This window comes from Pseudomonas guariconensis (assembly GCF_040822035.1).
Classification (GTDB): domain Bacteria; phylum Pseudomonadota; class Gammaproteobacteria; order Pseudomonadales; family Pseudomonadaceae; genus Aquipseudomonas; species Aquipseudomonas guariconensis.
In genome coordinates this window covers 1,778,149-1,791,052 of the sequence record NZ_CP162012.1, presented here as the reverse complement: position 1 = coordinate 1,791,052, position 12,904 = coordinate 1,778,149, and the positions used below count along the sequence as shown (strand labels likewise).

Here is a 12,904-nt window from a genome sequence, read left to right as displayed (position 1 = left end):
CTCGCGCACCGTAGGACACGCACTGCACCTTCAGAGGGGCGAGGTAGCCGAGCACGACGTCGCGCACGCCACTCCACGACCGCGGAAGTAGGCCGCCGTCATGAAACCGACAAGCCCCATGATCAGGCAGAACCCGACGCACACCCAGGGGCTCCATGGCATCAATGCAATCAACGCCAGCGGCGTGGTGCTGGCCCATAAGGCATAGGCGATGTTGTAGGTGAAGGAAATACCCGACACTCGGATCTGCGCCGGGAACAACCCGACCATCACTGATGGCACCACCCCTACCACACCGCAGGACAACCCTGCCAAGGCATAGGCCAGCCACGTCCAGCCAAACTGCCCCACCAGACTTGCGTACAACGCTCCGATGCCCACAGGCAACAGCAGGCTGTAGATCATCAAGGCGCGCCAGGCACCGATGCGGTCGACCAGCAAGCCGGCCAGCACGCAACCCATGTTGAGAAAGACAATTCCCACGCTGCTCAGGGCGAAGGTGTGGCCCGCTGCGATGCCGAAGCGCTGCTGCATCACGGTAGGGGTGATCACCACCAGCACCACCACTGCCGACGTCAGCACGCAAGTCAGCAAGGCCGCCGGAATCAGTGCATGACGATGCGTGCCCAGCACGCTACGCAGCGGGAAGGCCACTGGCTGTTCCTGGCGTTCGCGCAGGGCCAGGAACACCGGCGTTTCACTCAACCAGCGGCGCAACCAGACGCCGACGACACCAAACACACCGCCCAACAGGAAGGGATAACGCCAGGCGTAGTCGAGAATCTCCTGCGGACTGTAAAGCTTCGCCAACAAGGTCGCGGTCAAGGCGCCCAGCAGGTAGCCGAAGGTCAGTCCGGCTTGCAGAAAGCCCAGGGCATAGCCGCGTCGGCCCACAGGCGCATGTTCGGCAACGAAGGTCCAGGCGCTCGGCACCTCGCCACCCACCGCAGCGCCTTGGAGGATACGCAACGCCAGCAAGATCAGCGGCGCGGCATAGCCGATATCGGCATAGGTCGGCATCAGGCCGATCAGCAGGCACGGCAGGGCCATCATCAGGATGCTCAGGCTGAACACCCGCTTGCGCCCCAGGTGGTCGGCGAAGTGCGCCATCAGGATGCCGCCCAGGGGCCTGGCCAGGTACCCGGTGACGAAAATTCCGAAACTCTGCAGCAGCCGCAACCACTCAGGCATTTCAGGCGGGAAAAACAGCTGGCTGAGGGTCAGGGCGAAGAACACGAAGATAATGAAATCGTAGATTTCCAACGCGCCGCCCAACGCCGCCAGGCCCAGGGTCCGGTGATCGCCGCGGCTGAACCGGGGTGCACGGGCGGTATCGATGACAGTCATGGCATGGTTCCGCAAATCGGCAAAGGGCAAGAGGATAGCAAATGCCACCCCCTTGCCCCACCTGACTCAGCTCGAACGGCTGAACACTGTGTGGCCGAAGTTTCGGTGCCGGATCGGATTGCCCTTGCCCGCCAGGCTCGCCGGCAGCGGCAACTGCCCTACCACCAAAGGCAGGTCGATGATCGCCATGAACGATTGCAGCGCCTCGTCATCCGGTACGCGCGGCAGGCTGATGTTCACCGCCTGGCGCTGGGCCTGAGGCACTGCGGGCACCTTCAGGTGCTGAGAATGGTAGAGCAAGGCATGCTGGATCTGGGTGCTGACCCGGCAAAAGCGCGCCAGGTCGACGCCGGCGTGGCTGGCCAGCTCGATGTTGCCGATCAATAGATTGAATGGCTGCAGCGCGCTCTGCACCAAACGCTGGAGGTCTTCGAAACTTTCCACCGGGGCGATGCGGTAGTAGCCCAGGCCATTGAGCATTTTTTCCAGCTGCAAACGTTGGCACGGATGCTCGTCGGCAATGAGGATGCGCATGGTCTTGTTTGCCATTGTCTGCACCTGGGCAACGAGGCGTTGAGGGAATATGCCCTGCCCCTACTGCGCCAGTACAGGCAACCACCACGACGGGGGCCCGGCCGGGGTCTTTCCTTGATAGTTGTCGGGAAAGCAGGAGAAATCAAGTCGCCAGCATGGGGAATTTTCATTTCCCATCAAGGGTGTAACGCGGCTGATACGGGTGTTTCAGGGATGTGTCGGCAACGTCAGGATTCCCACTCGCGCATGCGTACGCGGCAGTGTTTCATGGCATTGACAATATGCTTTTCCACCAGGCTGCGAGAAATCCCCAGGCGCTCGGCGATCTGCGGGTGAGACAGCCCTTCGAGTTTGCGCAGCAGGAAGCTGTCCCGGCAGGGTTTGCTCAGCTCATCAAGGGCGCGCTGCATCAATTCCAGGCGCTGGTCCATCTGCATGCTGTGGGACAACCCAGGCCCGTGCCAGCGCTCGTCGGTGTCCAGCACTTCCAGCGGCTCGGCCTGGCGCACCTGATGACGTCGGTGGCGATCGACCACCAGGTTCAGCGCAGTGCGGTACAAAAAAGCGCGCGGGTGTTCGATGCGCTGAGCGTCAGTGCGCTCCAGCACTCTCAGGTAGGCATCGTGGGCGACGTCCTCCGCCGCCTGACGGTTGCCCAGGCGCGCGGAAAGGAAACTCACCAGCTCACGATAGTAATGTTCCACGACGGTACCTGGCATTTCCTTGCTCGACACTTGCAATCGGAACACGGGACGAAGTGATATCAGCGCGACATATTACAAATTATAATTATTCTCAGCAACAACCCACCCCCACTTCTCGAATCGACTAAATCTCCCCGTTGTGGCTTCGTCTACCTGAGACCGCCCTGCGTGCCACGATTGGCCGCGTGTGACTTTCACCCCTGGCCGGAAGCCCGCATGAGACGCTTAATCCACACCCGCCGTCGGATCCTGCTCGGTGGCCTGGGCCTGCTTGGCCTGGGCGCCATCCTGGCCTGGAAGACCCTGCCCTTCGGCACCCTGCCGGTTAGCACCGTCCAGGTCGTGCGAGGCGATATCGAAAGCAGCGTCACGGCCTTGGGCACCTTGCAGCCCAGGCGTTATGTCGATGTGGGCGCCCAGGCCTCCGGGCAGATCCGCACGTTGCACGTGGAGGTGGGCGATGTGGTGCGCCAGGGTCAGTTGCTGGTCGAGATCGACCCGTCCACCCAGCAAGCCAAGCTCGATGCCGGTCGCTACTCCATCGAAAACCTCAAGGCCCAACTGGCCGAGCAACGCGCCCAGTACCAGCTGGCGACGCAACAGTACCAACGCCAACGTGATCTAGCCGCCGCAGGCGCCACCCGCGAGGAAGACCTGCAAACAGCCCAAGCCCAACTCAAAGTGACCCAGGCGCGCATCGACATGTACCAGGCGCAGATCCGCCAGGCTCAAGCCAGCCTGCGCAGCGACGAGGCCGAGTTGGGTTACACGCGCATCTATGCCCCCATGAGCGGCACCGTGGTCGCTGTGGATGCCCGGGAGGGCCAGACCCTCAACGCCCAGCAACAGACGCCGTTGATCCTGCGTATCGCCAAACTCTCGCCGATGACCGTCTGGGCCCAGGTATCGGAGGCCGACATCGGCAAGGTCCAGCCCGGCATGAGCGCCTACTTCACCACCCTGGCCGGCGGCAAGCGCCGCTGGAGCAGCCGCGTGCGGCAGATCCTGCCGATCCCGCCCAAGCCGTTGGACCAGGCCAGCCAGGGCGGCGGCAGCCCGGCCAGCGCCAGCGCCGGCACCACCGGCAACAAGGTGGTGCAGTACACCGTGCTGCTGGATGTCGACAACCCCGATGGCGCCCTGATGGCCGAAATGACTACCCAGGTGTTCTTCGTTGCCGGCCAGGCCAAGCAGGTGCTCACAGCCCCCCTGGCCGCTCTGGAGGACGCCGATGACGACGGCCTGTACTTGGCCCAAGTGCTCAATCGCGAGGGCAAGATCGAGCAGCGCCAAGTGCGAACGGGCCTGAGCGATCGTCTGCGCGTGCAGATCCTCGAAGGCCTGAGTGAAGGCGAACAACTGGTTATCGGCGCCCCGGCCGCCAGCGGAGGTTGAATGCCTGTCCCTCTGATCGAACTCACCGACATCCGCAAGGCCTATGGCGGCATCGACACACCGAAAGTCGAGGTGTTGCGCGGCATCAGCCTGACCATCCACCCCGGCGAGTTCGTCGCCATCGTCGGTGCCTCGGGCTCAGGCAAGTCGACGCTGATGAACATTCTCGGCTGCCTTGATCGCCCCAGCGCCGGCAGTTATCGCTTCGCCGGCAAGGACGTCGCCGACCTGGACAGCGATGAGCTGGCGTGGCTGCGTCGCGAGGCCTTTGGCTTCGTGTTCCAGGGCTATCACCTGATCCCCTCGGGCTCCGCCCAGGAAAACGTCGAGATGCCGGCCATCTATGCCGGAACGCCCGCCGCCGAACGCCACGCCAGAGCTCGTGCGCTGCTCGAACGCCTGGGGCTGGCCAGCCGCACCACCAACCGCCCGCACCAGCTCTCCGGCGGCCAGCAACAGCGGGTATCGATCGCCCGGGCACTGATGAACGGCGGACACATCATCCTCGCCGACGAGCCCACCGGCGCGCTGGACAGTCACAGCGGCGCCGAAGTCATGGCCCTGCTGGATGAGCTCGCCCACCAAGGCCACGTGATCATTTTGATCACCCACGACCGCGAAGTGGCGGCACGAGCTCATCGGGTCATCGAGATCCGTGATGGCCTGATGATCAGCGACTCAGCCGACGAGCAACCTGCAACCGCTACGTACCCAGGCCTGCAAGCCGACGAGCTGCGCCAGCGTCTGGACCGCGGCGCCACCCTGCGCGGCGCCTGGAAAGGCGAGCTGCTCGAAGCCCTGCAGGCGGCCTGGCGGGTCATGTGGATCAACCGCTTCCGCACTGCCTTGACCTTGCTCGGCATCGTCATCGGCGTCGCCTCGGTGGTGGTGATGCTGGCCGTCGGCGAAGGCAGCAAGCGCCAGGTCATGGCACAAATGGCCGCGTTCGGCTCGAACATCCTCTACCTGTCCGGCAAAGCGGCGACACTGCGCGAACCTGCAGGCCTCATCACCCTCGATGATGTCGACGCGATCGCCGAACTGCCACAGGTCAAACGCGTCATGCCGGTGATCGGCGAAGAACTGATGGTGCGCTACGGCAACAACAGCCAGCAGTTCTATGTCGGTGGCAACAACACCTGGTTCCCGGAAGTCTTCAACTGGCCAGTGGTCGAAGGGGCCTTTTTCAGTGAGTCTGACGAGGCCAGTGGTGCTGCCGTGGCGGTGATCGGGCAGAAAGTGAAGGAGAAGATGCTCGGCAACCGGCGCGACCCGCTGGGCCAGTACCTGTTGATCGGCAACGTGCCGTTCCAGGTCGTGGGCATTCTGGCCGGCAAGGGTGCAAGCTCGGGGGACCAGGACAGCGACGAGCGCATCGTGGTGCCCTACTCCGCCGCCGCCATCCGCTTGTTCGGGCGCTATGAGCCCGAGTACATCGCCATTGCCGCTCTCGACTCATCCCAGGTCCACGCCACCGAGGCGGCCATCGACCACCTGCTGCGCCAGCGCCACCAAGGCAAGCGCGATTTCGAACTGACCAACGATGCAGCCTTGATCCAAGCCGAAGCCCGCACCCAGAACAGCCTGTCGCTGATGCTCGGCGCGATTGCCGCCATCTCCTTGCTGGTTGGCGGCATCGGCGTGATGAACATCATGCTCATGACCGTGCGCGAGCGCACCCGTGAGATCGGCATCCGCATGGCCACTGGGGCCCGTCAGCGCGACATCCTGCGTCAATTCCTCAGCGAAGCGGTGATGCTGTCGATGGTCGGCGGGGTCACCGGCATCGTACTGGCCCTGTGCATCGGCGCAGGCCTGATGCTGGCCGACATCGCCGTGGCCTTCGCTCTACCCGCCATGCTCGGTGCATTCGCCTGCGCCGTCGTCACCGGCGTGGTGTTCGGCTTCATGCCAGCCCGCAAGGCCGCTCGCCTCGATCCGGTCAAAGCCCTCACCAGCGTATAACTCATGACATTGCCCAGCCGCATCAGCCTGTTGACCCTGAGCCTCGCCCTTGCCGCGTGCAGCACACCGCCCAGTCCAGAGGCCGATATCACCGCGCCGGCGACCTGGCAGGCGCAGCGCGAAGACGCCACCCGCCCCCTGCCCGATGCCATCTGGTGGAAGGCATTCGCCAGCCCCCAGCTGGACCAATTGATCGAGCGAGCCCTGCGCAACAGCCATGACCTCGCCGCCGCCACCGCACGGGTGCGCCAGGCCCAGGCCCGCGCAGTGATCGCCGGCGCACCTTTGTTGCCAGAGCTGCAGTTCGGCCTGGATGCCAGCCGCCAGCGCCTGTTGCGCGGCGACGGCAACGACCAACTCGATGCCAGCAGCAGCGAGCGTACCAGCACCTCCTTCGGCACCCGCCTGAGCGCCAGCTACGAGATCGATTTCTGGGGAGGCCTGCGCGCTGCACGCGACAGCGCCTTGCATGGCCTGGACGCCAGTCGCTTCGACCGCCAGACGGTCGAGCTGACGCTGACCTGCGCGGTGGCCGACAGTTACCTGCAAGGCTTGGCACTGGAGGAACAACTGCGTATTGCCCGTCTGAACCTGGACAATGCGCGTGACGTGCTGGCGCTCGTACAAGCGCGGGAACGCTCAGGTTCGGCCACACGCCTGGAGTTGGCCCAGCAACGCAGCCTGGTGGCCGCCCAGGAACGCCAGGTGCCGCTGCTTGAGCAGCGATGGCAAGACAGCCGCGTCACCTTGGCCACTCTGCTGGGCGAGCCGGTCCAGCACGTGCCCGCCAACCGTGGCACGATCGGCGCCTTGCAATGGCCGCGCATCGGCAGCGGCGTCCCCAGCGATCTGCTCGGCCGCCGCCCCGATATCGCCGCTGCCGAGGCACGCCTGGCGGCAGCCAGCGCCAACGTTCAGGTCGCCCGGGCCGCGCTGTTGCCCAAGCTGACTTTGGGCGCCGACCTGGGCAGCGGCGCGCGCACCTTCGCCCAGATCCTGGACAGCCCCTATTACACCCTCACCAGCGGGCTGATCGCGCCGGTCTTCAACAACGGCCGCCTGCGTGCCGCCCGCGACCTGGCCACTGCCGAGCAGCAAGAACTGCTGGAAAACTACCGGACGAGCATTCTGGCGAGCTTTGCCGACGTGGAGAAGGCGCTCAATGCCATCCAGGGTGTGGACCACCAGCGCCAGTGGCAGGACGAGGAAGTGCGCCAGGCGCGCATCGCCTTCGATCTTGCCCAGCAACGCTATGCCGCCGGCGCAGAGACCCTGCTCAGCGTGCTGCAGACCCAGCGCACCCTATATGACGCGCAGGACCAGCAGGCGCAATTGCGCCTGGCCCGGCTACAGGGCAGCGTGGCGTTGTACAAAGCGTTGGGGGGTGGCTGGCAGGTGCCTTCGCGCTGAAGGGCATCGGGGCCGCAATGCGGCCCCTGGACATCGATCAGGACACGATGTTCTTCAGCGAAAGATGCCGCGCATACCAGGGCCGGCGAGGCACCCGCCGCACCAGGTCGCCGATCGCATCATCCTCGCCAAAGGTGATGCGCAGCGCCAGTTTCATGATCTCGACATCCATCTCCACCGACTTGCCGGGACGCGTGCCAGGAACCGTGCTGCAACCATGGGTGTCCGGCCCCAGCCAGGGGTCATCGACCTCTACCCAGCGCCCTGGCGCGAACCAGTCCACACCGTTGACCTGCATACGCCGCACCTGGCCTGGGTGGTAGCGCTCCTGGGCGCGGTACCAGTCCTCGATCCGGTCGTCGATCCAACCATGGAAGCCCCAGAACACAGGGTTCACATGGGAAGAGAACGGGTCACCGAGAAAGTCGTTCTCCGGCCCGAACCAACGCAGGGCGAAGTCAGCCGGATCGCGGGCGAAAGGCACCGGCGCACCATTGAGCGGATCACGCGGCACCGAAGCCCAGCACATGTGCAGCCAGTCATGCAGGGTCATCTCCATCTCCGATCCCAGCGCGCCCAGGCTCAGCTTCGCGAGGTACCGAGGGTCCTGGTATTGCGACTCCCAGACCTGGAAGTTACTGCAAAACGTCTCGCTGGCCTTGATCGCCGACACCCACTGCCCATAGGGCTCATCATCCGGCGCCTGCCAGCTCGGTGGCACACAGCAACCATCGTGATTCTCGTGATAGCGGGCAAAGCCTGCCCGGTCGAGCTCGACATTTGGCGCAGGCAATGGGAAGTGCGTCCAGGATGGTAAGTCCTGCAGCTGACGAGCGGTCTGCAGCATATGCCTGTGCATGAACAGAAAATCGATCCCCGAGCCATTGCGGTGCTTGCGCGGGCCGCGGGCATCGCGCTCACGCTCCCGTGGGCCTGGCTGCCAGCCCAGGCCACGCAGGGCGCCGCGCTGCTGTTCGGACAGGTCGTGCCATTTGTCCCGGGTGGCATGCCAAAGCTGGTGGAACAACCGATGCTCGGCACTGAGCACCCAGGCGTGCATCTGTGGCGTATAGCCGATGCGCTCGCGGGCTTCGGGGAAGCGCCGCTTGACCGCGACGAAGCGGCTGTCGGCCACCGGCAGCATGAGCGGTCGGTCCAACCGCTGCAGACGTCCGCTCAGGGTACCGGTGCCAGCATTGGCGAAATCGCCCCAGACCTCGTCGAGACTGGCAATGCATTCGTAGCTGGCCCCTCCCTGCTGGTTCAGCAAGCGCCAACGCACCTGCGCAGACGATGCCTCGACCAGATCGCCCAACACTCGATAGCGGGCCACCCCGTCACTACGCAAGCGCTCACCGGTATCGACAAAGCCGCGCAAGCCGCGCCCCTTGGTGGCAACGTCGAGAAACAGCTCGACACCGACCACGGGCAACCCTTCAAGGCCCGCTTCTGTGCCTTCGAAGCGCAGGTCCCAGATGCCACGCAGGTGATCGGCCAGTACTTGTCCTGCGTAGTCGGCCAACTCGACGCTGGCCTCCCCTGGCGTGACGATGTCGTCCTCAGGATCGTGGGTCAGCGCCTTGTGTGCGTGATAGGCAGCCGTACCGGTTGCCCCCGCCACTGCCAGGCCTGCGATGAATCCTCGTCGGGAAATGCCCATTGCGCCTCTATCCGTTCCAGCCACACTGCGGGTTCTGTCCAAGCTAGGACGTAACCTGGATCGGGAAATTTACTGCTGGCAGAAGCCCCGAGCCTTGGCAGGTTCCGTTCGTTCAACCGGCGGACACCGCTGCCTGCACGGCCTGAGCAAAGCGGTCGGCCACGTCGTCGATTTGTTCGGCACTGATGATCAGCGGTGGCAGGAAGCGCACCACCGCACCGTGGCGCCCGCCGAGCTCCAGGATCAAGCCGCGCCTGAGGCATTCGCGCTGAATTTTCGGTGCCAGGGTGCCGTTGGCCGGAGCCCGGCCCAGCGCATCGACGGCGCCATCCGGGTTCACCAGTTCGACCCCAAGCATCAGCCCACGCCCCCGAACATCTCCAAGCTGCGGATAATCCTGCTGCACACGCAGCAAGTGGCCACGCAAGCGTTGGCCCATGGCCTCGGCGTGCTCGGCCAGGCGATGCTCGACCAAGTAGCCCATCACCGCGGAACCTGCCGCCATGGCCATTTGGTTACCGCGGAAGGTACCGGCATGGGCTCCAGGCTTCCAGGTGTCCAGCCAGTCGCGATAGACCACCACCGCCAGGGGCAGGCTGCCGCCGATGGCCTTGGACAGGGTGACCACGTCCGGCACGATGCCGGCGTGCTCGAAGGCGAACATGCGCCCGGTGCGGGCAAAGCCACTTTGAATCTCGTCGACGATCAACGCGACGCCGGCCTGCTCGGTGATACGGCGCAGGCCACGCAACCACTGGATATCCGCAGGGATCACTCCGCCTTCGCCCTGCACCACTTCGACGATCACCGCCGCCGGCAACGCGACACCGGCTTCCGGATCGCACAGCAGGTTCTCCAGGTAATGCAGGTTGGCACGCACGCCCGCCTCGCCACCCAGGCCGAAGGGGCATCGATAGTCATAGGGATACGGCAGGAACTGCACGCCATTGGCCAGCAGCGCACCCAGCGGCTGTTTCGGCCCCAGGCTGCCCATCAGGCTCAACGCCCCCTGGGACATGCCATGGTAGGCCCCCTGAAAGGCCAGCACCGTGCTGCGTCCCGTGGCGGTGCGTACCAGTTTCAGCGCCGCCTCTACCGCATCGGTGCCGGTCGGTCCACAGAACTGGACCTTTGCCTCCCGGCGCAAGGCTTCGGGCAGGATGCCGAACAGGTCCTGGACGAAGCGGTCCTTGACCGGCGTGGTCAAGTCCAGGGTGTGCAGGGGCAGCTCTTCGGCCAGCACGCGCTGGATGGCCTCGATCACCACCGGGTGGTTGTGGCCCAGGGCCAGGGTGCCGGCACCTGCCAGACAATCGATGAACTGACGGCCTTCGACGTCCTCGACATGGATGCCACGGGCACGCTTGAGTGCCAAGGGAATACGCCGCGGGTAACTGCGGGCGTTGGACTCCTGTTGCTGCTGGCGCAACAGCAGGGGGGAATCCTCGAACTCGTACAGCGTCTGTGGCGCGCTGCTCGGCAGGACCTGGGCAAGGCTGGAAGCGATCGACATCGGAAAAATCCTCGCGAACAAGCGAATGAGCCCCGCCACGCCCCGGTAAGCGGATGGGTGTCGGGTGGTTATCGCTTGGAAAACGCTTCAGCGAGGCAAGGATTTAGCTGTCAGGCAGGTTTTTCCGCAGGCGCACTCTTCGTGGGTAAACCCGCTCCCGCAGAGCCCAGGTGGGCCGAATGGGAACGGGTTTAACCGTCATGAGGTTTGCGCCACATCGAGGATCAAGCCTCCTGGCGCGCCGGCACCTGCAGCCACACCCGCAGCCCATCGTTGTGGCTTTCGAAGCGCAGGCTGCCGGCGCAGCGCTGCACGATGGCCTGGACAATCGCCAGCCCCAACCCGCAGCCACCGCTCTGGTCATGACGCCAGAAGCGTTCGGTCAGGTGCTCGATGTCCTCTTCGGCGATCCCCGGCCCGTGGTCCCGAACCATGAAACCCACCTGCCCGTCGGCCATCTGCACCTCCAGTTCCACCGCGTTTTCGCCGCCGTGGCGCAGCGCGTTGTCCAGCAGGTTGCGCAACGCCGCCACCGCCAGCGGCGCGGGCATGCCCAGGTAGATCCGGCTGGCCTCCTCCGGCAGGCGTACCACGATGCGGCGGTTGTCGCCGCCGCCGGCGTCTTGCACCGCCTGGCGTGCCACCTGCTCGGCGCTGCACTGCACGCCGTCGTCGAACGACAGGCTGCCCTCAACCCGGGCCAGCATCAGCAGTTGTTCGAGAGTCCGGTGCATGCGGTCAGTGCCTTGCTCGGCATGCTCAAGGGCCTGCTCGCGGACCGCGCCGTCAGTCATGCGCGCGACCTGCAGGTGGGTCTTGATCGCCGTCAGCGGGCTACGCAGCTCATGGGCGGCATCGTCGGTCAGGCGCCGTTCGCGCTCGATGGTCTGGGCGATGCGCAAGAACAGTTGATTCTGGGTCTCGAGCAATGGCTGCAGCTCACTGGGCATGCCCGCCACCTGCAGCGGCTCGACGCTGTCGGCGCGGCGTCTGCGCAGCGCATCGCGCATGCGGTTGAGCGGCTCCAGCCCTTTGCCGACGCCGATCCACAACAACCCTAGGCTGCCAAGCAGGGCCATCAATACCGGCGCTGAGGCTGCCAGCAAGATCGAGCGATTGAGCGCCTCGCGTTCCTGGTGACGGTCGGCGGTGGTGATGCGCACATCGCCATGGTTGTAGGTGAAAGTGCGCCACAGCGCACCGTCGATGGTCTGGTCACGGAAGCCACTGCGCTGATCGTCCATGGCACCGTCGTGCTTGTGGTTGCTGGCCAGGATCTCGCCGCGCAGGGAGCTGACCTGGCAGGCCATGCCATCCGGCACGCTGAGCTGGTCGGCGGAGAAATGCGCATCCTCGCCCTTGGCCGCCAGCGGCTGCGGCAGTTGTTCGATCAGCCCGGCGACCATACGCGCCGATGCGACCAGCCGTTGGTCGAGGGAAAACATCATCTGTTGGCGCAGGTCGCGCAGCATCCAGGCGGCGGCCAATGCCCAGATGATCACGAAGGCGCTGCCAAGGATCAGCGTCAGGCGCGCGCGCAGGCTCATGGTGCTGGCTCCTGCGGAGCCTGCGCCGGGCCTAGGCGATAACCCAGGCCGCGCACGGTCTCGACGATGCTGTTGCCGAGCTTGCGGCGCAGGTGATGGATATGGACGTTCAAGGCATTGCTTTCGACCTCGTCGCTGAAGCCATAGACGCAGTCCTTGAGCTGCTCGCTGGAGAGCACCCGTCCGGGATTTTGCAGCAAGGCCTGCAGCAGCGCCTGCTCGCGGCGGGACAGGTCCACCGCCCGGCCGGCCAGGGTGGCCTCGCAACTGCTGGGGTCGTAACGTAGGGGGCCATGCTCGATGACATTCACCGCACGACCCGCTACGCGCCGCAACAGAGTGTGCAGACGGGCCGCCAGTTCGCGCAGGTCGAAGGGTTTGAGCAGGTAGTCGTCGGCCCCGGCCTGCAGGCCATCGACCCGGTCGGTGACCGCATCGCGGGCGGTGAGCACCAGCACGGGCAGGGCCACGCCTTGTTGGCGCAGGCGGCGCAGCAGTTTGAGGCCATCTTCGTCGGGCAGGCCCAGATCGAGGATCATCACATCGAACTGCGCAGCCTGAAGCAAGGCCTGCGCGGCCGAAGCGGTGGCCACCCTGTCCACGGTCAAGCCTTGGGCGGCGAGGCCGGCGCAGATGCCGCTGGCGATCAGGTCGTCGTCCTCGCAAAGCAGTACGTGCATGAGGGGTCTCCGATGGGGAAGCTTGTATTGCACGCTTGGCGGATTAAGAACCGATTATGAATGATTAACGAGACGGCTGTACCCGCCCATTGCCAATCGAACCTCGGGCGGCACTTGCAGGATGGCAGCAAAACGACACCGGTTAACTT

The 12,904-nt window shown here is 64.9% G+C and carries 10 protein-coding genes; 3 read left to right on the top strand and 7 right to left on the bottom strand.

The window, feature by feature from the left end:
* Positions 1-30: 30 nt before the first annotated feature.
* The 3 genes from AB1N67_RS08085 to AB1N67_RS08075 form a co-directional block, all read right to left on the bottom strand.
* Entirely contained in the window at positions 31-1,347 is a 1,317-nt protein-coding gene (locus tag AB1N67_RS08085; RefSeq protein WP_052352466.1) for an MFS transporter, read from the bottom strand.
* Positions 1,348-1,413: 66 nt separating this feature from the next.
* Positions 1,414-1,896, bottom strand: coding sequence for a response regulator (locus tag AB1N67_RS08080; protein WP_043211443.1), 483 nt, complete (start codon positions 1,894-1,896; stop codon positions 1,414-1,416).
* A 212-nt stretch (positions 1,897-2,108) separates the two neighbouring features.
* Positions 2,109-2,585: a sigma-70 family RNA polymerase sigma factor gene (locus AB1N67_RS08075; protein ID WP_070574319.1), complete on the bottom strand. Its 477-nt coding sequence runs from the start codon at positions 2,583-2,585 to the stop codon at positions 2,109-2,111.
* 216 nt (positions 2,586-2,801) lie between these two features.
* Here AB1N67_RS08075 and AB1N67_RS08070 point away from each other — a divergent pair, with 216 nt between their 5' ends.
* Genes AB1N67_RS08070 through AB1N67_RS08060 form a run of 3 tightly spaced genes read left to right on the top strand, consistent with a single transcriptional unit; the run spans position 2,802 to position 7,355 of the window.
* The gene (locus AB1N67_RS08070) at positions 2,802-3,980 is read left to right on the top strand and encodes an efflux RND transporter periplasmic adaptor subunit (RefSeq protein ID WP_090345928.1); all 1,179 of its coding nucleotides are present in this window, start codon (positions 2,802-2,804) and stop codon (positions 3,978-3,980) included.
* Positions 3,981-5,945, top strand: a complete 1,965-nt coding sequence (locus tag AB1N67_RS08065; protein ID WP_367863658.1) for a MacB family efflux pump subunit — start codon at positions 3,981-3,983, stop codon at positions 5,943-5,945. It abuts the gene before it with no gap.
* A gap of 3 nt (positions 5,946-5,948) precedes the next feature.
* A complete protein-coding gene (locus AB1N67_RS08060; RefSeq protein ID WP_336202303.1) occupies positions 5,949-7,355 on the top strand; it encodes an efflux transporter outer membrane subunit in 1,407 nt (468 codons plus the stop codon).
* Positions 7,356-7,392: 37 nt separating this feature from the next.
* Here the strand turns inward: AB1N67_RS08060 and AB1N67_RS08055 are convergent, their stop codons facing one another.
* From AB1N67_RS08055 to AB1N67_RS08040, 4 genes are all read right to left on the bottom strand, one after another.
* Positions 7,393-9,015 (bottom strand): twin-arginine translocation signal domain-containing protein, encoded by a 1,623-nt coding sequence (locus AB1N67_RS08055; protein ID WP_102081755.1) that lies wholly within the window; start codon positions 9,013-9,015, stop codon positions 7,393-7,395.
* 112 nt (positions 9,016-9,127) lie between these two features.
* Positions 9,128-10,528, bottom strand: a complete 1,401-nt coding sequence (locus tag AB1N67_RS08050) for an aspartate aminotransferase family protein (RefSeq protein WP_102081754.1) — start codon at positions 10,526-10,528, stop codon at positions 9,128-9,130.
* Between the two features lie 224 nt (positions 10,529-10,752).
* The gene (locus AB1N67_RS08045; RefSeq protein WP_090345942.1) at positions 10,753-12,075 is read right to left on the bottom strand and encodes an ATP-binding protein; all 1,323 of its coding nucleotides are present in this window, start codon (positions 12,073-12,075) and stop codon (positions 10,753-10,755) included.
* Positions 12,072-12,755, bottom strand: coding sequence for a response regulator transcription factor (locus tag AB1N67_RS08040; RefSeq protein WP_253131452.1), 684 nt, complete (start codon positions 12,753-12,755; stop codon positions 12,072-12,074). The genes AB1N67_RS08045 and AB1N67_RS08040 overlap by 4 nt, the downstream gene beginning before the upstream one ends.
* Positions 12,756-12,904 lie beyond the last annotated feature (149 nt).

Excerpts from the sequence above, each read along its gene's own strand:
- AB1N67_RS08040 (WP_253131452.1), bottom strand. The coding sequence starts at position 12,755 with ATGCACGTACTGCTTTGCGAGGACGACGACCTGATCGCCAGCGGCATC.
- AB1N67_RS08080 (WP_043211443.1), bottom strand. The coding sequence starts at position 1,896 with ATGGCAAACAAGACCATGCGCATCCTCATTGCCGACGAGCATCCGTGC.
- AB1N67_RS08065 (WP_367863658.1), top strand. The coding sequence starts at position 3,981 with ATGCCTGTCCCTCTGATCGAACTCACCGACATCCGCAAGGCCTATGGC.
- AB1N67_RS08070 (WP_090345928.1), top strand. The coding sequence starts at position 2,802 with ATGAGACGCTTAATCCACACCCGCCGTCGGATCCTGCTCGGTGGCCTG.
- AB1N67_RS08060 (WP_336202303.1), top strand. The coding sequence starts at position 5,949 with ATGACATTGCCCAGCCGCATCAGCCTGTTGACCCTGAGCCTCGCCCTT.
- AB1N67_RS08050 (WP_102081754.1), bottom strand. The coding sequence starts at position 10,528 with ATGTCGATCGCTTCCAGCCTTGCCCAGGTCCTGCCGAGCAGCGCGCCA.
- AB1N67_RS08045 (WP_090345942.1), bottom strand. The coding sequence starts at position 12,075 with ATGAGCCTGCGCGCGCGCCTGACGCTGATCCTTGGCAGCGCCTTCGTG.
- AB1N67_RS08085 (WP_052352466.1), bottom strand. The coding sequence starts at position 1,347 with ATGACTGTCATCGATACCGCCCGTGCACCCCGGTTCAGCCGCGGCGAT.
- AB1N67_RS08055 (WP_102081755.1), bottom strand. The coding sequence starts at position 9,015 with ATGGGCATTTCCCGACGAGGATTCATCGCAGGCCTGGCAGTGGCGGGG.